Origin of the sequence: Amycolatopsis sp. lyj-23 (assembly GCF_046549135.1) — a bacterium.
GTDB lineage: Bacteria > Actinomycetota > Actinomycetes > Mycobacteriales > Pseudonocardiaceae > Amycolatopsis.
Genome location: NZ_JAJPWN010000019.1, coordinates 149,824 through 171,613, shown reverse-complemented (window position 1 = coordinate 171,613; position 21,790 = coordinate 149,824). Strand labels below are relative to the sequence as shown.

14 protein-coding genes are annotated in these 21,790 nt (G+C 70.2%); 6 read left to right on the top strand and 8 right to left on the bottom strand.

Annotated features, from left to right (window positions below; genetic code table 11):
- Positions 1 to 35: 35 nt before the first annotated feature.
- Positions 36 to 1,541: a hypothetical protein gene (locus tag ACLJPY_RS38950; RefSeq protein WP_410595998.1), complete on the bottom strand. Its 1,506-nt coding sequence runs from the start codon at positions 1,539 to 1,541 to the stop codon at positions 36 to 38.
- An 85-nt stretch (positions 1,542 to 1,626) separates the two neighbouring features.
- Here ACLJPY_RS38950 and ACLJPY_RS38945 point away from each other — a divergent pair, with 85 nt between their 5' ends.
- The gene (locus ACLJPY_RS38945) at positions 1,627 to 1,815 is read left to right on the top strand and encodes a hypothetical protein (RefSeq protein ID WP_410595997.1); all 189 of its coding nucleotides are present in this window, start codon (positions 1,627 to 1,629) and stop codon (positions 1,813 to 1,815) included.
- Positions 1,816 to 1,958: 143 nt separating this feature from the next.
- On the opposite strand, the gene ACLJPY_RS38940 is transcribed toward ACLJPY_RS38945, so the two are convergent.
- The 4 genes from ACLJPY_RS38940 to ACLJPY_RS38925 form a co-directional block, all read right to left on the bottom strand.
- Entirely contained in the window at positions 1,959 to 5,870 is a 3,912-nt protein-coding gene (locus ACLJPY_RS38940) for a DNA-directed RNA polymerase subunit beta' (protein ID WP_410595996.1), read from the bottom strand.
- Positions 5,871 to 5,958: 88 nt separating this feature from the next.
- Complete coding sequence (locus ACLJPY_RS38935) at positions 5,959 to 9,462, bottom strand: DNA-directed RNA polymerase subunit beta (protein WP_410595995.1); 3,504 nt, start codon at positions 9,460 to 9,462, stop codon at positions 5,959 to 5,961.
- Positions 9,463 to 10,182: 720 nt separating this feature from the next.
- Positions 10,183 to 11,436 carry a helix-turn-helix transcriptional regulator gene (locus tag ACLJPY_RS38930; RefSeq protein ID WP_410595994.1) on the bottom strand — a complete coding sequence of 418 codons (1,254 nt, stop codon included), beginning with the start codon at positions 11,434 to 11,436 and terminating at the stop codon, positions 10,183 to 10,185.
- A 574-nt stretch (positions 11,437 to 12,010) separates the two neighbouring features.
- Entirely contained in the window at positions 12,011 to 12,466 is a 456-nt protein-coding gene (locus tag ACLJPY_RS38925) for a type II 3-dehydroquinate dehydratase (protein ID WP_410595993.1), read from the bottom strand.
- Between the two features lie 188 nt (positions 12,467 to 12,654).
- Between ACLJPY_RS38925 and ACLJPY_RS38920 the strand changes: the two genes are divergently transcribed.
- Positions 12,655 to 13,917 (top strand): cytochrome P450, encoded by a 1,263-nt coding sequence (locus ACLJPY_RS38920; RefSeq protein ID WP_410595992.1) that lies wholly within the window; start codon positions 12,655 to 12,657, stop codon positions 13,915 to 13,917.
- A gap of 364 nt (positions 13,918 to 14,281) precedes the next feature.
- Here ACLJPY_RS38920 and ACLJPY_RS38915 read toward each other — a convergent pair whose 3' ends face one another.
- From ACLJPY_RS38915 to ACLJPY_RS38905, 3 genes are read right to left on the bottom strand one after another with little or no spacing between them, the layout of a single operon-like run.
- The gene (locus ACLJPY_RS38915; protein ID WP_410595991.1) at positions 14,282 to 15,193 is read right to left on the bottom strand and encodes a transketolase family protein; all 912 of its coding nucleotides are present in this window, start codon (positions 15,191 to 15,193) and stop codon (positions 14,282 to 14,284) included.
- Positions 15,190 to 15,894, bottom strand: a complete 705-nt coding sequence (locus ACLJPY_RS38910; RefSeq protein ID WP_410595990.1) for a thiamine pyrophosphate-dependent enzyme — start codon at positions 15,892 to 15,894, stop codon at positions 15,190 to 15,192. Before ACLJPY_RS38910 ends, ACLJPY_RS38915 begins: the two co-directional genes overlap by 4 nt.
- A 14-nt stretch (positions 15,895 to 15,908) precedes the next feature.
- Positions 15,909 to 16,727, bottom strand: a complete 819-nt coding sequence (locus tag ACLJPY_RS38905) for a 27-O-demethylrifamycin SV methyltransferase (protein ID WP_410595989.1) — start codon at positions 16,725 to 16,727, stop codon at positions 15,909 to 15,911.
- A gap of 268 nt (positions 16,728 to 16,995) precedes the next feature.
- Between ACLJPY_RS38905 and ACLJPY_RS38900 the strand changes: the two genes are divergently transcribed.
- From ACLJPY_RS38900 to ACLJPY_RS38885, 4 genes are read left to right on the top strand one after another with little or no spacing between them, the layout of a single operon-like run.
- Positions 16,996 to 18,264: a cytochrome P450 family protein gene (locus tag ACLJPY_RS38900; RefSeq protein ID WP_410595988.1), complete on the top strand. Its 1,269-nt coding sequence runs from the start codon at positions 16,996 to 16,998 to the stop codon at positions 18,262 to 18,264.
- A gap of 50 nt (positions 18,265 to 18,314) precedes the next feature.
- Positions 18,315 to 19,067 carry a thioesterase II family protein gene (locus ACLJPY_RS38895; protein ID WP_410596066.1) on the top strand — a complete coding sequence of 251 codons (753 nt, stop codon included), beginning with the start codon at positions 18,315 to 18,317 and terminating at the stop codon, positions 19,065 to 19,067.
- Positions 19,064 to 20,269, top strand: coding sequence for a phthiocerol/phthiodiolone dimycocerosyl transferase family protein (locus tag ACLJPY_RS38890; RefSeq protein ID WP_410595987.1), 1,206 nt, complete (start codon positions 19,064 to 19,066; stop codon positions 20,267 to 20,269). Before ACLJPY_RS38895 ends, ACLJPY_RS38890 begins: the two co-directional genes overlap by 4 nt.
- A gap of 7 nt (positions 20,270 to 20,276) precedes the next feature.
- Entirely contained in the window at positions 20,277 to 21,779 is a 1,503-nt protein-coding gene (locus tag ACLJPY_RS38885; protein WP_410595986.1) for a bifunctional 3-(3-hydroxy-phenyl)propionate/3-hydroxycinnamic acid hydroxylase, read from the top strand.
- Positions 21,780 to 21,790 lie beyond the last annotated feature (11 nt).

Below are 21,790 nucleotides of genomic sequence, written 5' to 3'. Positions count from 1 at the left end.
TCCACAGTGGACCGGGGGCGCTTGCGCTCCGGACGTCAGGCCGCGCGACGGCGGCGGCGGGCGCCGGCCAGCAGGGCGCCGCCCAGTGCGAGGGCGGTCAGGGCGAGCGCGCCGAGGCCGAGCGCGTCGACGCCCGTGCTGGCCAGGCCCGAGCCGCTGCTCTGGCCGCCGCCGGTGCCGCCGGGTGCGGCCGGCGGTGCCGGGGTGCCCGCGGTGCAGTCCGCCGGGTTGGCCGGGATCGCCGGGGCCGCTGCGTCGCCCTCCTCGGCGTCGATCCGCCACACGTGGTGGTTCTCCGGCGGGCCCCAGACGTCGATCCGCACCGGGTTCTCGTACTTGACCTTCCAGCCCGCCGGTGGCACGAGGTACAGCTGGTACTGGGGACCCGGTGTGACGTCGAGGAACTCGAAGTGGCCCTTCGCGTCGGTCGTGCGCTCGCCGGCGACGGGGCAGTGCTGATCGGACACCAGGACGACCTTGACGCCGGCAAGACCCTGCTTCACCTGGCCCTGGCCGTCGAAGACGCCGATGTCACCTTCGACCACGGCCTTGGCGCCCGGGACGGCCGCCTGCGCGTGGGCTTGCGCGTGGTTGTCGAGGTCGACCTCGCGGTAGCCGAAGTCGCAGGAGGCCACGACGATCCCGCGGTTGAACGCGGCCTGCGGGACGTCCTCGAAGACGTCGAGCACGCGGGTCTCCCCGGCGGGGATCGTCACCCCGTCCCCGGCGAGGTCGCCCCAGCCCGGGGTGCGGCCGCTGAGGATGTAGGGGTCGCCGATGCGGTTGCACTCGGCCACGACGCCGGCGAGCGGGAGCCGCCCGGAGTTGGCCAGGGTCACCGTGACGTGCGCGGGTTCGCCGACCTTGTAGCTGTCCTGGGTGAACTTCATCGACGCCGTGAGCGCGCCGTTCAGCGGCAGCGCGCCGCGGACGGTGAGCTCGGTGTCCGGGCCGACCTGGACGCTCCGGAACGGGAACAGCCAGCCGTCGACGACATCACCGTCGAGGAAGTACTCGGCCGCCGGGATCTCCCCGAAGTCGAACCGGCCGCCCTCGCCGCTCGTGGCCCGGTAGGTGAGGTTGCTGTACCGGAGGGTGAGCGTGATGCCCGTCAGCTCCTCGCCGGCGTCGAGCTTGCCGTTGCCGTTCGCGTCGCCGTACACGACGCCGGTCGGGTGCGCGGGTGTCTTCGCGAGCTTGATCGGCAGGTTGAAGCTCGGCGCGACACCGTGACCGTCCTTGTCGAACACGAAGCCGCGCAGGTCCGCGTGGTCCTGGCTGATGTCCTTGAGCTGCCCGACGACCGGCTGCGTGAAGGTCTCCCCCGGCTGCAGCGTCACGCCGGGCTTCCCGCTGAGCGGCCCCCACCCGTCGATGAAGGGGACCACGACGTCGTCCGGCCTGTCGAAGAACTGGGCGATCTGCAGGCCCTCGACCGGCACACTGCGCGGGTTGTGGATCCTGATGGCGAAGTGGACGTCCGCATTGGTCGGGTACGACTCGGCGAGGTCGAACGAAACGTCGAGGTCCGGCTGCGGCACGGGGTCGTCCTGCGGCTGCGCGGGCGCCGGCTGGGTGGAGCCCGGCGCCGGTGCTTCCGATTCGGAAGGCGCTGTCGAAAGCGACGTGGACGGCGACGTGGTCGGCGCTGTGGACGGCGCTTCGGACGTGGCAGGCGCCGAGGAATCCGGTGCCGGGTCCGCGGCCGCCGGGCCGGCGAACACGCTGGTCAACAGCGCCGCTGCCGTCAGCGCGGCGAATCCGCGCGCGACGGAACGCGCCTTTCTGGATGTGTTCACGAACAGTCACCCCTGATTACCCGTTGGAAACGCGCAAAGCCCCCGAACCGCGTGAACCGGGTTACTGTAGCGACAACGGGTGCCCGTTGGGGTGACGATTGCGAAACGACGAAAAGGCCCCCGCCGGAAATCCGGCAGGGGCCTTTCGTCGAATCAGCTTCAGCGGAAATCGCGGCCGAAGTCGTAGTCGTCCAGCGGAACCGCGGCACCGGTACCCGTACCGAACACGTCCGGGGTGTAGTAGCCGTCGTCGTAGGACGGGATCGCGTACGCCGCGACCCGGGCCTCCTCGGTCGGCTGCACCTGGATGTTGCGGTACTTGTTGATGCCCGTACCGGCCGGGATCAGCTTACCGATGATCACGTTCTCCTTGAGGCCCACGAGCTTGTCCGAGCGGCCGTTGATCGCCGCGTCGGTCAGGACTCGCGTGGTCTCCTGGAACGACGCCGCCGACAGCCACGAGTCCGTGGTGAGCGACGCCTTCGTGATCCCCATCAGCACCGGACGGCCCGAAGCCGGCTCGCCGCCTTCGGCGACCGCGGCCCGGTTCGTCGCCTCGAACTTGGTCCGCTCGGGCAGCTCGCCCGGCAGGAAGTCCGTGGCCCCGGAGTCGATGATCGTCACCCGGCGCAGCATCTGCCGGACGATGACCTCGATGTGCTTGTCGTGGATCGACACACCCTGGGCGCGGTACACCTTCTGGACCTCGTCCACCAGGTGGATCTGCGCCTCGCGCGGCCCCATGACCCGCAGGACCTCGTGCGGGTCCGGCGTGCCTTCGAGCAGCTGCTGGCCGACGTGCACGTGGTCACCGTCGCCCAGCGGGCCGTTCGGGGTGTTCGCGAGCCGCTGCCGCTTGGACAGCTTGTCGAAGACGATCTCTTCGCCACCGTCGTCCGGGATCAGCGTGATCTTCCAGAACCGCTCGCTCTCCTCGATGCGCACGCGGCCATCGACGTCGGCGATCGGCGCCTTGCCCTTCGGGACGCGGGCCTCGAACAGCTCCTGGACACGCGGCAGACCGGTCGTGATGTCGTCACCGGCCACACCACCCTGGTGGAACGTACGCATCGTCAGCTGCGTGCCCGGCTCACCGATCGACTGGGCCGCGACGATACCCACCGCCTCGCCGACGTCGACGAGCAGACCGGTCGCCATCGAGCGGCCGTAGCAGGTCGCGCAGATACCGACGACCGACTCGCAGGTCAGCACCGAGCGGACCTTGACCTTCGAGATGCCGCTGGAGAGCAGCTTGTCGATGGCCGGGTCGCCGATGTCGTCGCCGGCGTTCAGCACGACGTTGCCCTTGGCGTCCACCGCGTCCGTCGCGAGGTTCCGCGCGTACACGGAGGTCTCGACGTGCTGGTCGCGCAGGACCTTGCCGTCGCCGATGTCCTCGCCGATCGGCATCATGATGCCGCGGGTGGTGCCGCAGTCGGTCTCGCGGACGATGACGTCCTGCGAGACGTCCACCAGACGCCGGGTCAGGTAACCCGAGTCGGCGGTCCGCAGGGCGGTGTCCGCCAGGCCCTTCCGCGCACCGTGCGTCGCGATGAAGTACTCCGCCACCGACAGGCCTTCACGGAAGTTGGCCTTGATCGGACGCGGGATGTACTCACCCTTCGGGTTCGACACCAGACCACGCATCCCGGCCAGCGACCGGACCTGCGTCATGTTACCGGCGGCGCCCGACTTCACGATCATGGCGATCGGGTTGTCGTCCGGCAGCGCCGTCTCCATGATCTTGTGGACCTCTTCGGTGGCCTGCGTCCACACCTTGACGAGCTCGTTGTTGCGCTCGGCGTGCGACAGCTGACCGCGCTGGTAGCGCTTCTCCACCTGGGAGGCCTTGCCCTCGTACTCGTCGAGGATGGCCTTCTTGCCCACCGGGGTGAGCACGTCCGAGATGGCGACGGTGACGCCCGAGCGGGTCGCCCAGTAGAAGCCGGCGTCCTTCAGCTTGTCCAGGGTCTGCGCGACCTGGGTCATCGAGTACCGCTCGGCGAGGTCGTTCACGATCGCGGCCTGCCGCTTCTTCGGCATCGGCTCGTTGATGAACGGGTAGTCCGCCGGCAGCAGCTCGTTGAACAGCACGCGGCCCAGGGTGGTCTCGGCCAGCCACGCCTTGCCCGGCTCCCAGCCCTTCTCCGCGAGCTTCGGCTCGTCGGCCTTGGCCGGCTGCCGGTCGGTGATGCGGATCTTGACCGGGGCGTGCAGGCTCAGCGCCTTGCGGTCGAAGGCCATGATCGCCTCGGCGGGCGAGGAGTACGCGTTGCCCGCGCCCTCGGCCGTCTCGGTGAGCCGGGTCAGGTGGAACAGACCCGTGACCATGTCCAGCCGCGGCATGGCGAGCGGACGGCCCGACGCCGGCGACAGGATGTTGTTCGCCGACAGCATCAGGATCCGGGCCTCGGCCTGCGCCTCGGCCGACAGCGGCAGGTGCACCGCCATCTGGTCACCGTCGAAGTCCGCGTTGAACGCTTCGCAGACCAGCGGGTGCAGCTGGATGGCCTTGCCCTCGACCAGCTGCGGCTCGAAGGCCTGGATGCCGAGGCGGTGCAGCGTCGGCGCGCGGTTCAGCATCACCGGGTGGCCGGTGATGACCTCTTCCAGCACGTCCCACACCTGCGGCCGCGAGCGCTCCACCATCCGCTTGGCGGACTTGATGTTCTGCGCGTGGTTCAGGTCGACCAGCCGCTTCATGACGAACGGCTTGAACAGCTCGAGCGCCATGTCCTTCGGCAGGCCGCACTGGTGCAGCTTCAGCTGCGGGCCGACGATGATGACCGAACGGCCCGAGTAGTCGACGCGCTTGCCGAGCAGGTTCTGGCGGAACCGGCCCTGCTTGCCCTTGAGGAGGTCGGACAGCGACTTCAGCGGCCGGTTGCCCGGGCCGGTGACCGGACGCCCGCGGCGGCCGTTGTCGAACAGCGCGTCGACGGCCTCCTGCAGCATCCGCTTCTCGTTGTTGACGATGATCTCGGGCGCGCCGAGGTCGATCAGCCGCTTGAGGCGGTTGTTCCGGTTGATCACCCGGCGGTACAGGTCGTTCAGGTCCGACGTCGCGAAGCGGCCACCGTCCAGCTGCACCATCGGGCGCAGGTCCGGCGGGATCACCGGGACGGCGTCGAGCACCATGCCGCGCGGGTCGTTGCCGGTGGCCTGGAAGGCCGCGACGACCTTGAGCCGCTTCAGCGCGCGGAGCTTCTTCTGCCCCTTGCCGTTGCGGATGGTGTCGCGCAGGCTCTCGGCCTCGGCGTTGACGTCGAACTCGGTGGCCAGCTTCTGGATGGCCTCCGCGCCCATGCCGCCGGTGAAGTACTCGCCGTAGCGGTCGACGAGCTCGCGGTAGAGCAGCTCGTCGGCGATCAGCTGGCGGGTGTCGAGCTTCGTGAAGGTCGTCCAGACCTCCTCGAGGCGGTCCAGCTCGCGGCCGGCGCGGTCGCGCAGCTGGCGCATCTCGCGCTCGCCGCCCTCCTTGACCTTGCGGCGGACGTCGGACTTGGCGCCCTCCGCCTCCAGCGCGGCCAGGTCGGCTTCGAGCTTCTGCGCGCGGGCTTCGATGTCCGCGTCGCGCTTGGTCTCGAGGTTCTTGCGCTCGACGCCGATCTCGTTCTCGAGGGTCGGCAGGTCGTTGTGGCGCAGCTCCGTGTTCACGCCGGTGATGACGTAAGCCGCGAAGTAGATGATCTTCTCGAGGTCCTTCGGCGCCAGGTCCAGCAGGTAGCCGAGGCGCGAGGGAACACCCTTGAAGTACCAGATGTGGGTGACCGGGGCGGCCAGCTCGATGTGGCCCATCCGCTCGCGGCGCACCTTCGCCCGGGTCACCTCGACGCCGCAGCGCTCACAGATGATGCCCTTGAAGCGGACGCGCTTGTACTTGCCGCAGTAGCACTCCCAGTCCCGGGTCGGGCCGAAGATCTTCTCGCAGAAGAGGCCGTCCTTCTCGGGCTTGAGCGTCCGGTAGTTGATGGTCTCCGGCTTCTTGACCTCGCCGTACGACCACTGACGGATGTCGTCGGCCGTGGCGAGACCAATGCGGAGCTCATCGAAGAAGTTGACGTCCAGCACGTCTAGATCCCCTTGGGGTTGTTTCGGCTAGAGGGGGTTGGCGGGCGAGCTGGGCCCTGCGGGAGGCCGGGCCCAGCTCAGCTCGCGATCAGTGCACGACGTCGTCCACCGAGGGCGACTCGTTGCGGGACAGGTTGATGCCGAGGTTGGCCGCGGCGCGCTCGAGGTCCTCGTCGTCGGAGTCGCGCATCTCGATCGCCGCACCGTCGCTCGAGAGCACCTCGACGTTGAGGCACAGCGACTGGAGCTCCTTGAGGAGCACCTTGAACGACTCCGGGATGCCCGGCTCGGGGATGTTCTCGCCCTTGACGATGGCCTCGTACACCTTGACGCGGCCGACCACGTCGTCCGACTTGATCGTCAGCAGCTCCTGCAGCGTGTAGGCGGCGCCGTACGCCTGCATCGCCCAGCACTCCATCTCACCGAAGCGCTGGCCACCGAACTGCGCCTTACCACCCAGCGGCTGCTGCGTGATCATCGAGTACGGACCGGTGGAGCGGGCGTGGATCTTGTCGTCGACCAGGTGGTGCAGCTTCAGGATGTACATGTAGCCGACCGCGACCGGGTACGGGTACGGCTCGCCGGAGCGGCCGTCGAACAGGTTGGCCTTCCCGTTCTCCTTGACCATCCGCTCGCCGTCGCGGTTCGGCTTGGTCGCGCTGAGCAGCCCGGTGAGCTCCTCCTCCTTCGCGCCGTCGAACACCGGGGTGGCGGTGTTCGTGCCCGGCGCGACGTCGCGGAGCTCGGGCGACAGGTTCTTCGCCCAGTCCGGGTCGCCCTCGATCGTCCAGCCCTGCGAGGCCAGCCAGCCGAGGTGCAGCTCGAGGATCTGGCCGATGTTCATCCGGCGCGGGACACCGTGGGTGTTCAGGATGATGTCGACCGGGGTGCCGTCCTCCATGAACGGCATGTCCTCGACCGGCAGGATCTTGCCGATGACACCCTTGTTGCCGTGCCGGCCGGCGAGCTTGTCGCCCGGCTGGATCTTGCGCTTCTGGGCCACGTAGACGCGGACCAGCTCGTTGACGCCCGGGGGCAGCTCGTCGTCGTCCTCGCGCGAGAACACGCGAATGCCGATGACCTTGCCGGTCTCGCCGTGCGGCACCTTCAGCGAGGTGTCGCGGACTTCGCGGGCCTTCTCACCGAAGATCGCGCGGAGCAGGCGCTCCTCCGGGGTCAGCTCGGTCTCGCCCTTCGGCGTGACCTTGCCGACCAGGATGTCGCCGTCGCGGACCTCGGCACCGATCCGGATGATGCCGCGTTCGTCGAGGTCGGCCAGTACCTCTTCGGAGACGTTCGGGATGTCCCGGGTGATCTCCTCGGCGCCCAGCTTCGTGTCGCGGGCGTCGATCTCGTGCTCCTCGATGTGGATCGACGTCAGCACGTCGTCCTGCACCAGGCGCTCGGAGAGGATGATCGCGTCCTCGTAGTTGTGGCCTTCCCACGGCATGACCGCGACCAGCAGGTTCTTGCCCAGGGCCACCTCACCGTTTTCGGTGGACGGGCCGTCGGCGATGACCTGGCCGGCTTCCACCCGGTCGCCCTCGTTGACGATCGGGCGGTGGTTGAAGCAGGTGCCGTGGTTCGAGCGGCGGAACTTGTAGAGGCTGTAGGCCTTCCGCGTGCCGTCGTCGTGCATGACCGTGATCAGGTCGGCCGAGAGCTCCTCGACCACGCCCGACTGCTCGGCCACCAGCATGTCGCCGGAGTCGATCGCGGCGCGCAGCTCCACGCCGGTGCCGACGTACGGCGCCTGGCTGCGGAGCAGCGGCACGGCCTGGCGCTGCATGTTCGCGCCCATCAGCGCGCGGTTCGCGTCGTCGTGCTCGAGGAACGGGATCATCGCCGTCGCGATCGACACCATCTGCCGCGGCGACACGTCCATGTAGTCGATGTCGAGCGGGTCGATCAGCTCGACCTCGCCGCCCTTGCGGCGGGCCATGACCCGGTCTTCGACGAAGGTGCCGTCGTCCGAGATCGGCGCGTTGGCCTGTGCCTTGACGAACCGGTCCTCTTCGTCCGCGGTCAGGTAGTCGATCTGGTCGGTGACCCGGCCCTCGACGACCTTGCGGTACGGCGTCTCGATGAAGCCGAACGGGTTGACCCGCGCGTACGAGCAGAGCGAGCCGATCAGGCCGATGTTCGGGCCTTCCGGCGTCTCGATCGGGCACATCCGGCCGTAGTGCGACGGGTGGACGTCCCGGACCTCCATGCCGGCGCGCTCACGCGACAGACCACCCGGGCCCAGCGCGTTGAGGCGGCGCTTGTGGGTCAGGCCGTCGATCGGGTTCGTCTGCTGCATGAACTGCGACAGCTGCGAGGTGCCGAAGAACTCCTTGATCGCCGCGCCGATCGGGCGGATGTTGATCAGGGTCTGCGGGGTGATCGCCTCGACGTCCTGCGTGGTCATGCGCTCGCGGACGACGCGCTCGGTGCGCGACAGGCCGACCCGGATCTGGTTCTGGATCAGCTCGCCGACGGTGCGGATGCGGCGGTTGCCGAAGTGGTCGATGTCGTCGGTCTCGACCGGGATCTCGGTCCCGTTCGCGGCGGTCATCTTGTCCTCGCCGGCGTGCAGCCGGACCAGGTACTCGATGATCGTGACGATGTCCTCTTCGGTCAGCGTGCCGTTCTCGATCGGGGTCGAGAGGCCCAGCTTCTTGTTGACCTTGTACCGGCCGACCTTGGCCAGGTCGTAGCGCTTCGCCTTGAAGAACAGGTTCTCCAGCAGGGTCTGCGCGCTCTCCTTCGTGGGCGGCTCGCCCGGGCGGAGCTTGCGGTAGATGTCGAGCAGCGCCTCGTCGGTGCCTGCCGTGTGGTCCTTCTCGAGGGTGGCGAGCAGCGTCTCCGAGAAGGAGAAGCGCTCGCGGATCGCCTCGGTGGTCCAGCCGAGCGCCTTCAGCAGCACGGTGACCGGCTGGCGGCGCTTGCGGTCGATGCGGACGCCGACGGTGTCGCGCTTGTCGACGTCGAACTCCAGCCAGGCACCCCGGCTCGGGATGACCCGGACGCTGAAGACGTCCTTGTCGGAGGTCTTGTCGATGTCCTTCGAGTAGTAGACACCCGGCGAGCGGACCAGCTGGGACACCACGACACGCTCGGTGCCGTTGATGACGAAGGTGCCCTTGTCGGTCATCACCGGGAAGTCGCCCAGGAAGACCGTCTGGCTCTTGATCTCGCCCGTGTTGTTGTTGACGAACTCCGCCGTGACGAACAGCGGGGCCGCGTACGTCATGTCCTTGTCCTTGCACTCCTCGATCGAGGCCTTGACCTCGTCGAAGCGCGGGGCGGAGAAGGACAGGGACATCGAACCGGAGAAGTCTTCGATCGGCGAGATCTCGTTGAGGACCTCTTCGAGGCCGCCGACCGGGTTCTCCTCACCTTCCTCGACACGGCGCTGGAACCACGCTTCGTCCCCGGTGAACCACTGGAACGACTGGATCTGGACGTCGAGCAGGTTGGGGGTGTTCAGGGGTTCGCGAATCTTTGCGAAGGAAACCCGCTTGGGCGCGCCGGGGATACCCGTGGCCTCCGAGCGAGATTCAGCCGAGGTGGTCGCAGCAGTGGCCTGGTTCGCGGGAGAGACTGCCAAGATGCGTCCTTCCGGGGACAATGAGCGGTGACGGCCGCCATAGCAACAGCTATCAGCGACTGTCAAGGGTGCCGTGTGCCCACTATCCTAACTACCGGCTCCGGGCAGCCTGAAAGAGGGCAGCGCAAAGAGACAGTCTAGCCCGAACGTCGCGGCCTGTCCAGGGGGCTCTCCAGATGGGGCCCAGCCTGCTTCGCAACGTCTTCAGGTATGCCTCCGGGCGACCCGGTGGTCCCTCCCGCAAGGGCCCCGGTTTCGCCGTCGGGAGTAAGCGTGACCCCACCGGCGCTTCCAGTCAAGATGCCACACGGGGGTCCCGCCGGTTGGCGCAGCGTGGAAGAGGTTCAGCGGAGCGTGAGCGGTCGAATATCATTCCAGCTACCGGCCGGTAACGCCACCTTGGCGGCTCTACCTGCGGTTTCACCGGGCCGCGGCGGCTATGGCGAAGGCCACGGAGGCGGCGCGGAGATTCCCGGACCACGGGTTCGGCGGGGCGTGTCGGGGGGGCGCTCACGGGCGGCGGGCGACCGCGCGCGCCACCCCCGGAGCCACGGCTCCCGCAGCCGTGGCCACCCCTGCGTCCCCGGCGCCGCCGAGGGCTCACTCCTCTCTTCCTGAGACCCGAAGCCCGCGCCGCCCTCCACCGCGGCGTGACCACGTTGCGCGTCCGCTCGGTCACCCGATCCCGTCACGGCACCCAACCGCACGGGACCCGGCCACCTACGAGAACACCTTCCACGCCGCGGCCAGCTCGACCCTCGAGGTGATGTTCATCTTCTGGAACACCTTCTTCAGGTGGAACGCCACCGTGTGCCGGGAGATGAACAGCTGCCTGCCCACCTCGTTGTTCGTGTGGCCCTGGCTCACCAGCTCCGCGACCGCGAACTCCGTGTTCGTCAGCCCGTGCGGCACGAGGCCGTCGCACTCCACCGTCCGGGTCGTGCCGCGGCGGATGCCGTACTCGCGGAGCTTGTTCACCACCCGCGCGGAGTCGCGGGTCGCGCTCACCGCCGTGTACGCGTCCAGGACCGACTCGAGGATGCGGATGGTCCGGTCGCGCTCGGAGCACCGGGCCGCCAGCAGCGTGGCCAGGTCCTCGCGCGCCGACGCCGCGCACCAGCGGTCCGGGTGGATGTCGGCCGCCTCGTGCAGCTTGGCCGGGTCCTGCTCCAGCAGGCCCGCCGCGTGCAGGGCCGAGCCGCGGATCACGCTGAACTCCGGCTGCTCGGCCGCCATCGCGGCGGCCGCCTCCACCGAATCCCGCGCCAGCTCGTGCGCGCCCAGCTTGCCGCAGGCGCGGACCAGCCAGGACGCCGCCGCCGGTTCCGAGACCAGCAGCTGCCGGAGCACGACCGGGTTCGTGACGATGCCGGCGATCAGGCTCGACGCGCTCTCGACGCCGCTGCGGGCTTCCACGGCCTGCGCGGCCACCCACGCACCCGGCGCCTGCCCGAAGTAACCGAGCAGCGCTTCGTCCGCCAGCTTGTCGACGAAGTGGCGGCACGCCCGCATGTCCGCCCGGCGCAGCGCACCCAGCGCCAGCACCACGTAGCTCGGCGGCCGCAGGGACCGGTCGCCGCACCCTTCGGCGATCCGCAGGCCGGTGCTGATCTCCGCCATCGCGTCGTCGACGTCGCCCTTGGCGAACAGCAGGCTGCCCCGGACGTTGTGCTCGACGGCGGTCATGCGGTCGGAGGCCGCGCCGCCCCGGCCCGACTCGACCGACGCGAGCACCCGGCGGCCCGCATCGAGGTCGCGGGCCTTGATCAGCAATCCGACGTACCAGAACTGGGCGAGCTGCGTCAGTTCGCCCGACTCCCGGTTGCTGCCCGCGGCCGCTGCCCTGGCGCAGTGCAAGCCCGCGTCGAGCCGCCCGTTGAACCACGACGAGGCGGAGCGGCGGAGGAACCCAGCGGTGTCGCAGGACCGCTGCATCAAATCGTCACCGAACCCGGCGAACGGATTCTGGGGCATTTGCAAGTTTTGTACGTCCAACATCGATCGGCTATCCCCCAGTGGTAGACGAAGCGGATTCGATTTCTTGGCGCGCCGCGCTTCAGGGGATTTCTCCCGACACCGAGCTTGAACGGCACGCCCCGTAGGGGCCGTTCCCCCCAATGTAGAGCGCCCCGCGTTGAACAGGTGTTGGCGCGGAGCGCAGATTTGTTTCAGCCAGTGCGTGACGGGCCCCGCGCAAGGCGCGGCGGGCGCGTCACTGCAACCTCCCCAGGTTGACACGTTAAAGATTAACAGCTTGCTTGGCCCACAGTAGCTTCGGGTCGACTGCCCGTCACCGGCGATGTGACGGCGGTCACAACCTTTCAGAATGCTGAACGAGGCGCTTTTCCTTGCCACACAGGAAGATTCTTGGATAAGGCCCAGACCGAATCAACCCGATGGACTAGCGGGCAAACGGTTAGTAGTCAACAAACCATACGGTCGGCCGAGGTTCGCGGTAACGCTGGACCGGACCACCAGGTCACGGCGGCCCGTCCCGGAATACTTGATCACCGCCGCGGCGAAAACCACCACGCGGCGGCTGCGGCGTTCAGCTCAGCCCGTTCCCCGGTTCGGCGGACAGGTGCAGCAGGGCCCGCGCGGCCAGGCGGTAGCCGAACGCGCCGAGGCCCACCACCACCCCGCTCGCCAGCGGCGCGATGACCGACTCGTGCCGGAACTGCTCGCGCGCCCAGACGTTGCTCAGGTGGACCTCGACCCACGGCGGCTCGTAGCTGGCCAGCGCGTCACGCAGGCTCCAGCCGGCGATCATCAGCGCACCGGGGTTGACGATCGCACCGACCGTGGTGTCGCGGTGCGCGTGGATCGCGCCGACCAGCTCCCCCTCGCCGTCGCGTTGGACCGAGACGACGGTCCAGCCGCGGGGCCGGACCTCCTCGGCGACCGCTTTCTCGATGTCGGCCAGCGTGTCGGTGCCGTAGATCTCGGGCTCGCGGCGGCCGAGGATGCCCAGGTTGGGGCCGTTCAGCAGCAGGACGTCGGGCACGGGACACACCTCGTTCGGCAGGGGGTGAGGACCACCCCATGCTGGGGAACGCCGCCGCCGGGGCACCACCCCTACGTTGATAGTTGCGCCCGGTGACCTATCAAGCCGGGGGATGCCCGCCCGGCCGCGCGGAACTTAGGCTCCGCGCTGAGGCTTGTCCGGCGATCCGGGAATGGAGTTCCTCCGCAGTGACGACCAACGTGACCGAAAACGCGCCCAGCAACGAATCGCTGCGCTCACCGCTTCCCCTGGAGTTCGTCCGGCGCGAAGATCCGTTCCACGTGCCGCCCGCGCTGGTGGCCGTCGCGGAACGGGGGCCCGTCGCCCGCGCGACGCTCGCCGCCGGCGACCCGTTCTGGCTGGTTTCCGGCTACGAGGAAGCGCGCGCGGTGCTGTCGGACCCGCGCTTTTCCTCCGACCGGTTCCAGTACCACCCGCGGTTCAAGGAACTGTCGGCCGAATTCCGGGAGCGCCTGCGCGACGACAAGGCGCGGGCCGGGTCGTTCATCAACATGGACCCGCCCGAGCACACCCGGTACCGGAAACTGCTCACCGGGCAGTTCACCGTCCGCCGGATCCGCGAACTCGGGGCCCGGATCGACGAGATCGTCGCCGGGCGCGTGGACGCCATGCTGGCCGGCGGAACCACCGCCGACCTGATGACGGAGTTCGCGTTCCCCGCGCCGTCGCTGATGATCTGCGAGCTGCTCGGGGTCCGCTACGAGGACCGGGCGGAGTTCCAGCAGCGCGCGGCGGCCCTGCTGCAGATGAACGCACCGGTCGCGGAGGCGGTCAAGAACGCCGACGCCCTGCGCGCGTTCATGCAGGAGCTCGTCACGGACAAGCGGAAGAACCCGGCGGGCGACCTCATTTCCGGCCTGATCCACCACGCCGGCGCGGACCCCGCGCTCACCGACGACGAGCTGATCAACATCGGCAACCTGCTGCTCATCGCCGGCTACGACACGACCGCGAGCATGCTGGGGCTGGGCATCTTCGTGCTGCTGCAGCGCCCCCAACAGCTCGCCACGCTGCGCGACAACCCGGACCGCATCGCCGACGCCGTCGAGGAGCTGCTGCGGTACCTGTCCGTGGTGAACCCCGGGATCTTCCGGTTCGCCAAGGAGGACCTGGAGTTCGCGGGCGAGCACATCCCGGCGGGTTCGACCGTGGTCGTTTCGGTGGTCGCCACCAACCGCGACGAGCGGCAGTGGCCGGACCCGGACCTCGACCTGACCCGCCCCCGCGGCCCCCACCTGGCCTTCGGCCACGGCGTGCACCAGTGCCTCGGCCAGCAGCTGGCCCGGATGGAGATGCAGGCGGGGTACGCGGAGCTGCTGCGCCGGCTGCCGAACCTCCGGCTGGCGGTGCCGCCGGAGGAGGTCCCGCTGCGCAACGACATGCTGACCTACGGCGTGCACTCGCTGCCGATCGCCTGGGACGCTCCCTAGGACATGGAGAGAAAGGCCCGGACCGCAGGAGAACGGCGGTCCGGGCCTTTTCTTGTGTCCGGGATGCGCTTGGGAGCGGATGGCGCCACCGGGCGGCTCGCTCACGGCGTGACGGAAGAGGCAGCACGCGTGACTGGAGGGGCATCTCGCGTGCTTGAGCGGGCATCTCGCGTGATTGGAGGGGTATCTCGCGTGACTGGGGGCGGGACTCGCGTGACTGGGGGCGGGACTCGCGTGACTGGGGCCGTGACTCGTGTGATTGGGGGCGGGACTCGGGGGTGGGTGGGCATGCGGAAGCCGGCTCCTCGCCTCACCGACTGGGGGTGAACGGTGGGGTGGGGAGCCGGCCGGGTTCCGCTCGTCGTCAGGCGACGAAACGGGTGATCGCGTCCGCCAGCGACTCGGCGTCCAGGCCGAACAGGCGGTCGTGCTCCTCGGGCGTGCCGTAGACGCGGGCTTCGCGGTCGCGCCAGGTGCCGAAGGAGCGGAGGCGGTGCGGGACGTCCGCCAGCGCCTCGGTGACCTCGAACGCCGACGTGCCGCGCAGGTACGGCTCGACCAGCACCACGTTCGGCGCCGACGCGTCCACCGCGGCCCGGAGGCCCGCGTGGTCGAACGGGCGGATCGTCGACGCGTACAGCACCGTCACGTCCGCCGTGGCCGTGGCGGCCAGGACCTGGTCCAGCACCGGGCCGACCGCGACCACCACGCCCGCGCGGCCCCGGCGCAGCACGGTGAACCCGTCCGACACCGGCACCGGCTCGCTGTTCGCGCGTTCGGACAGCCGGACGTAGACGCGGTTGTCGCCCGCGATCGCCTGGCTCAGCAGCGGCGCGACCTCGTCCTCGTGCCCCGGCACGTGGATCGTCCAGCCCGGCAGCGTGTCCAGCAGCGCCACGTCACCGGGCGCCTGGTGGGTGCGGCCCCACGACGGGTCGTCGTAGGAGGCACCCACGCTGACCAGCACCGCGCCGACGTCCTGGTGGCCGAGGCCGATCTTGATCTGCTCGAACGGCCGCTCGACCAGGAACGGCGCGTAGGTGTGCACCACCGGCCGCTGCCCGGCCAGCGCGAAGCCGCCGGCGATGTCGATCATCGCCTGCTCGCGGATGCCGAAGTTGTGCACGCGGTCCGGGAACTCCTTCTTCACGTCCCAGAAGAACCACGACGAGATGTCGGCGGTCAGCATGACCACCCGCGGGTCCGTGGCCAGCGACTCGATCACCGTCTCGGCGAAGACGGTCCGCATCTGCTTCCTCGTCACCTGCGCGGTCATGCGCCCGCCCCTTCCTCGATCGGGAGGATCTCCGCGACGACGGCCCGCGGCCGCCCGTCGGTCTCCCCGGTCAGCGCCTTCTCCAGCGCGTCGTGGTCGCGGCCGTCGACCGTGGTCGCGGCCCAGCCCTCCTGCTCGAAGCGCCCGGCGATGCCGCCCGGCCAGCCGAGGCTGGCGGTCTTGTTGTCGATGACGATCGCGGTGAGGCGGTCGAGGCCGAGGCGGCCGGCGATCGACATCGTCTCGTGGTTGCTGCCTTCGTCGAACTCGCCGTCGCCCATCAGGACGAACACGCGGGCGTCGCGGCCCTGGGCGCGCAGCCCGAGCGCGGTGCCGACGCCCAGCGGCAGCCCGTGCCCCAGCGAACCGGCGCTGATCTCGACGCCGGGGGCCAGGGTGCGGTCCGGGTGCATGCCCAGCGGCGAACCCCACTGCCGCCAGGTGTCCAGCGTCTCCGGCGCCATGAACCCCTTCGCAGCGAGGACCGCGTAGTAGGCCATCGGGCCGTGTCCCTTGGAAAGGTAGAAGCGGTCGCGGTCGGGGTCGTCGATGTTCGACGGCGACACGTTGAGCACGCGTTCGTAGAGCACCCAGATCGCGTGCAGCGTCGACGCCGCGGCCCAGCCGTGCTTCTCGTCCCCGGTCATCCGGGCGAACAGGCCGCGGAGGTTCTCTTCGGTCATCTGCGTGGTTCCGGCCATGGTCTCGGGCTTCCTCACTCGGGCTTGCGCGCGGTCAGGAGGACGTAGCCGAGCGACGGTTCGTCGCTGAACGCGCGGAACCGGCCCAGCGTGACCTCGAACTGCGCGGCCTCGATGTGCTGCAGGGCCTGTTCCCGCAGCCCTTCGAACCGCTCCGCCGCCTTGGCCCACGACGGCCGGGTGTACTCGCTGACGTCTTCGGCGTGCTCGGGCTCGAGACCGGCCTCACGCAGGTGGGCCTGGTACTCCTCGAGCGGGACGACCGCCACCACGCCCTTGCCGACCTCGCGGACGCGCTCGGCGTCCGCTTCGAGCCCGGCCGGGCTCGGGACGAGCAGGAAGTCGCCGAGCGCCAGCCGGCCGCCCGGCCGCAGCACGCGGGCCGCCTGGCGGATCACGTGCCAGCGGTCCGGCATGTGGTGCAGCGACTCCAGCGCCCAGACGACGTCGAACGAGCCGTCCTCGTACGGCAGCTCCATCGCGTCGGCGTACTCGAAGACGACCCGGTCGTCGACGTCGGCCTTGTACGCGCGGTCGTTCGCGCGCTCCACCTGCTTCTCGCTGATCGAGATGCCGGTGACCATGACGTCGTTGGCGGTCGCCATCCGGATCGCCGGCTCACCGTTGCCGCACCCGATGTCGAGCAGCCGGTCGCCCGCGTGCAGCGGCAGCATGCCCGCCAGCCGGTCGGTCAGCCGCGTGGTGGCCTCTTCGAGCGTCGCGGACTCGTCGTCCCAGTACCCGTGGTGCAGATTTTCGCCCCAGAGCTGGTCGAGCAGGTCCGCGAAAGCGTCGTAGCCCTTACCAATCTCGTTCGGAGTCGGCTTCGTCACCAGTACCCCTAAGCATCGTTTCGCGTGACCGCGTGTCGATCAACGCCTGGCCTGCAAGGTCTCCGGCGACATTAAGTCAGGGCCGCCGCCGCGGGCATCCCTCGTTCTGATAGCGCTCCGAACGTCCACATAGGACACAACGGCCAGCACTGTCAGGTTGGGGGATGCCCCGCCGCGCGCTCCTTCCCTAGCGTCCGAACGCGGGGGCCGCGGCGTGCCCGCCCACGCGAGCGGGACCGCCCGCGTGACCGACAGGAAGGGGACGGCCATGACCGCCACCGCCAAGCCGCCGGCCAAGCCGGTCGACCTGTTCTCACCGGAAGTGGTCGCCGACCCGTTCGGCTGGTACGCGCGGCTGCGCGAGGAGCCGTCACCGGGGACCGGGACGCTGAACATCGGCACCATGATGGGCGGGCCGGACATGTGGCTGGCCACCCGCTACGAAGACGTGCTCACGGTCCTCACCGACCCGCGGTTCCTCACCAACCCGCCGTCGGACTCGCCGCTGGCCGACATCCGCGACGGCGTGTTCAAGGCGATGAACTTCCCCGAGGACCTCATCCCCTGGATGGCCAACAAGCTCAACACCGCCGACGGCGAGGACCACACGCGGCTGCGCAAGCTGGTCTCCTACGCGCTGACCGGCCGCCGCGTCAACGCGCTGCGGCCACGCGTCGAGAAGATCACCGAAGACCTGCTCGACCACATGGCCGAGCTGGGCGCGGACGGCTCGCCGGTCGACATCGTCGAAGAGTTCTGCTTCCCGCTGCCGGTCACGGTCATCTGCGAACTGGTCGGCATCGACGAGGAGGACCGCGCGGCCTGGCACGCCTGGGGCAACGCGATGGCGACGATGGACGGCCCGAGCATCCCGCCCGCGCTGCGCAAGTGCATCGCGCTCTCGCGGGAGCTGATGGCCCGCCGCCGCGTCGAGCCGAAGGACGACCTGGTCACCGCGCTGGTGCAGGCCCAGGCCGAGGACCCGGGCCGGGTCTCCGACGACGAGATCGTCGGGATCCTGTTCAGCCTCGTCACGGCCGGGCACCAGACGACGACCTACCTGATCGGCAACTCGGTGCTGTTCCTGCTCGAGCACCCGGACCAGCTCGCCCGGCTGAAGGCCGAGCCGGCGCTGTGGGCGCAGGCCGTGCGCGAGCTGCAGCGCCTGGGCCCGCTCCAGTTCACCCAGGCCCGCTTCCCGTCCGAGGACGTCGAGCTGGGCGGGGTCACGATCCCGCGCGGGACGCCGGTCGCGCCGCTGCTGCTGGCGGCCAACACCGACCCGCGCAAGTTCCCGGAGCCGGACAAGCTGATCGTCGACCGGCTGAGCGTCGCCAACGAGATGCACCTGTCCTTCGGCAAGGGTATCCACCGCTGCCTGGGCCAGCACCTCGCCTACCAGGAGGCCGAGGTGGCGCTGCACGGCCTGTTCACCCGGTTCCCGGACCTGGCGCTGGCCGTGCCGCGCGAGGAGATCCCGTGGATCCTGCGCCCGGCGTTCACCCGGACCAAGACACTCCCCCTGAAACTCGCTTGAGCCCCATCCGAAGGGAGTCCGCCGTGCACCGACCGGACGCCGAAAAGTGGTTGCGCCGTTTCGAGCGGGCACCGGACGCACGGGCCCGGCTCGTGTGCCTGCCCCACGCCGGCGGCTCGGCCAGCTTCTTCTACCCGCTGGCCAAGGCCCTCGCTCCCGCGGTGGAGGTACTGGCGGTCCAGTACCCGGGCCGCCAGGACCGCCGCCACGAACCGCCGATCGACAGCATCGGCGGGCTGACGAACCGGCTGCTGGAAGTCCTGCGCCCGTTCGGCGACCGGCCGCTGGCGCTGTTCGGGCACAGCATGGGCGCGATCATCGGCTACGAAGTCGCGCTGCGGATGCCCGAAGCCGGGCTGCCCGCGCCCGCGCACCTGTTCGCCTCCGGGCGCCGGGCGCCGTCGCGCTACCGCGACGACGACTTCCGCGGGGTCTCGGACGAGCGGCTCGTCGCCGAGCTGCGGAAGCTCGGCGGGTCCGACGCGGCCATGCTCGCCGACCCCGAACTGCTGGCCATGGTCCTGCCCGCCATCCGCAGCGACTACCGCGCGGTTGAGAGCTACCGGCACGCACCCGGACGGCGGCTGGACTGCCCGGTCACGGTGTTCACCGGCGACCGCGATCCCCGGGTGTCGGTCGAGGAGGCCCGCGCCTGGGAAGAGCACACGACCGGGCCGTCCGAACTGCGGGTGCTGCCGGGCGGGCACTTCTTCCTGGTCGACCAGGCGGCCCCGATGATCGCGACGATGACGGAAAAACTGGCCGGCCCCGCGCTGACCGGGTCCACGAGGAGGGCTTCGTGACGCGAGCCGCGGTCCGGCGGGCGCTGGCGCCCAGCGAAAGCATCCACGCCGCCAAAGAGGCCTACATCGGGTACACCGTGCGCGCGGCGGGCCGGCTCGACCCGGATGCGCTGACCACGGCGTTCGAAGCGGTCCACCGCGCCTACCCCCACCTCTCGGCCCGGGTGGAGTTCACCGGCGAGGGCGCGGTGCTCGCGGAGTCCGGCGCGCGCCCGGAGGTCCGGTTCGCCGACGGCGACCCCGACCGGCCGCTGGCCGGGCTGGACCTCGACCAGGGCCGGTCGCTGAGCGCGCTGAACGTCGTCCGCGACGGCGACGAGGCCAGTGTGTGCCTGGCGATCCAGCACAGCGTCGCCGACGCCCACCACGCCACCGCGGTCCTCGAGACGCTGTGGTCCGCCTACACCGACGTCGTCGAGGGCGTCCCCCTCGACCTGGGCACGCACCCGTACCCGCGGTCGCTGGAGGACCTGCTGGCCGAGCGCGGCATCCACGCGAGCGCCCCGGCCGTCCCGGTGGCGCCGCCGCCGGCCGCCCCGACGGCGTCGCGGCCGGACCCGGTCGTCCGCCACGTCGTCCAGCACCGGCTGACCGAAGCCGAAACGACGGCGCTGGTGAACCTCGGCCACCGCGAGAAGGTCACGATCAACGGCCTGGTGTCGGGCGCGGTCCTGCTGGCCGAGGCCGAACTCCGCGACATGCCGCTGACCGACCTCGTCCACCGGTATTCGGTGAACCTGCGCAGCAGGCTGACCCCGCCGGTCGGCGCGACCGAGGGCACGAACGTGCTCGGCGGCGTCGGCTTCAAGGTGGCGGAGGAGCTCCCGCACGACGCCGTCGCGATCGGCCGGGCCATCGGCGCGCAGCTGCGCGCCGGCCTCGCCGACGGTTCGGTGCAGCGCAGCATCCTCGACATGTTCAGCAGGCCGGCCGCCGCGAAGCCGTGGGACCCGAAGCTCGCCCTCGCCGTGGTCAGCGTCATGAACTGGGGCGTCGCCCCGCCGCTGCGCACGCCGGAGGGCCTGCGGCTGACCAACCTGCACTCGGCGTCCCGGATGCGGGAGACCATCGCGCTCGGCGGCTACGTGCTGACCAGCTTCGGCGGCCGCGTGGGCATCGACCTGGGCTGGCCCGAAGGTGACCCGTCGCTGCCGCAGCGTCTCGACGGCGTGCGTGCACAGCTGGCCCGCCTGACCCTGTGAGGTTTCTTTGACGGACACGGACGTCGTCATCGTCGGCAACGGTCCCGTCGGCGCCACCCTCTCGGTGCTGCTGGCCCAGCGCGGCTGGCGGGTGACCGTGCTGGAGCGCCGGCCCCGGCCGTACAAGCTGCCGCGCGCGACGAGCTTCGACGGCGAGACGGCCCGGCTGCTGGCCGCCACCGGCATCGGCCCGGACCTCGGGCGGATCACCGCGCCGGCCAACGGCTACCAGTGGCAGACCGCCGGCGGCGAAACGCTGCTGGACATCGGCTTCACCACCGAGGGCCCGTACGGCTGGCCGGACGCGAACACCATGCACCAGCCGGCGCTGGAGGAGCTCATCGCGGCCCGGGCGCAGCAGCTGCCGGGGATCACCGTGCTGCGCGGGCACGAGGTCGTGGCCATCACCGACGGCGAGCACGTCCGGGTGAGCGCCACCGACCCCGACGAGGTGACGCGGACGATCTCGGCGCGGTGGGTCGTGGGCTGCGACGGCGCCAACAGCTTCGTGCGCGAGCACCTCGACGTGCCGGTGACCGACCTCGGCTTCTCCTACGAATGGCTGCTCTGCGACGTCCAGCTGGCCGAGCCGCGCGAGTTCGTGCCGACGAACGTCCAGATCTGCGACCCGGCCCGGCCCACGACGCTGGTGGGCAGCGGCCCCGGCCGCCGCCGCTGGGAGTTCATGCGGCTGCCGGGCGAAAACGCGGCCGAGCTGAATCGGGACGAGACGGCGTGGCGGCTGATGGCGCCCTTCGGCGTCACCCCGGAAACCGCGACCCTGCTGCGCAGCACCACCTACATCTTCCAGGCCCGGTGGGCCGACCGGTGGCGGGCCGGGCACGTCCTGCTCGCCGGCGACGCGGCGCACCTCATGCCGCCGTTCGCCGGGCAGGGCATGTGCTCCGGCATCCGCGACGTCACCAACCTGGCGTGGAAGCTCGACCTCACGCTCCGCGGCCTGGCACCCGAGTCCCTTTTGGACAGTTACGGCGAGGAACGCCGGGAACAGGCCCGGGAAGCCATCCTCGCGTCGGTGCAGCTGGGCCGGGTGATCTGCGTGACCGACCCGGAAGCCGCGGCCGAGCGGGACGCGACCGTGCTGGCCAACCGCCGCGGCAAGCCCGCGGGCCGTCCGGAACCGGCGAAACCGCTCACCGGCGGCCTGCGGCACGAAAGCCCGGGTGCGGGCGTGGTCGTACCGCAGGGCCGCGTGCGGGTGGGCGGCACCACCGGGCTCTTCGACGACGTCGTGGGCCGGGGGTTCGTGCTCCTGACCACCGAAGCCGCGCCCACGGGCTTCCTGGCCGAGCTCGGGACGCACGTGGTCCGCCTCGACGACAGCGTGGACGTCGACGACGTCTACCGGCCGTTCCTGGCCCGCTTCGGGGCGGCCTCGGTGCTGGTGCGCCCGGACTACCACGTCTTCGGCACCGCCGGCCCCGGCGGCCTCGCCACCCTGGTCGACGCCCTGCAGCACCGCCTGCGCACCCCGGTCGCCACCGCCTGAGGCGCGCACGA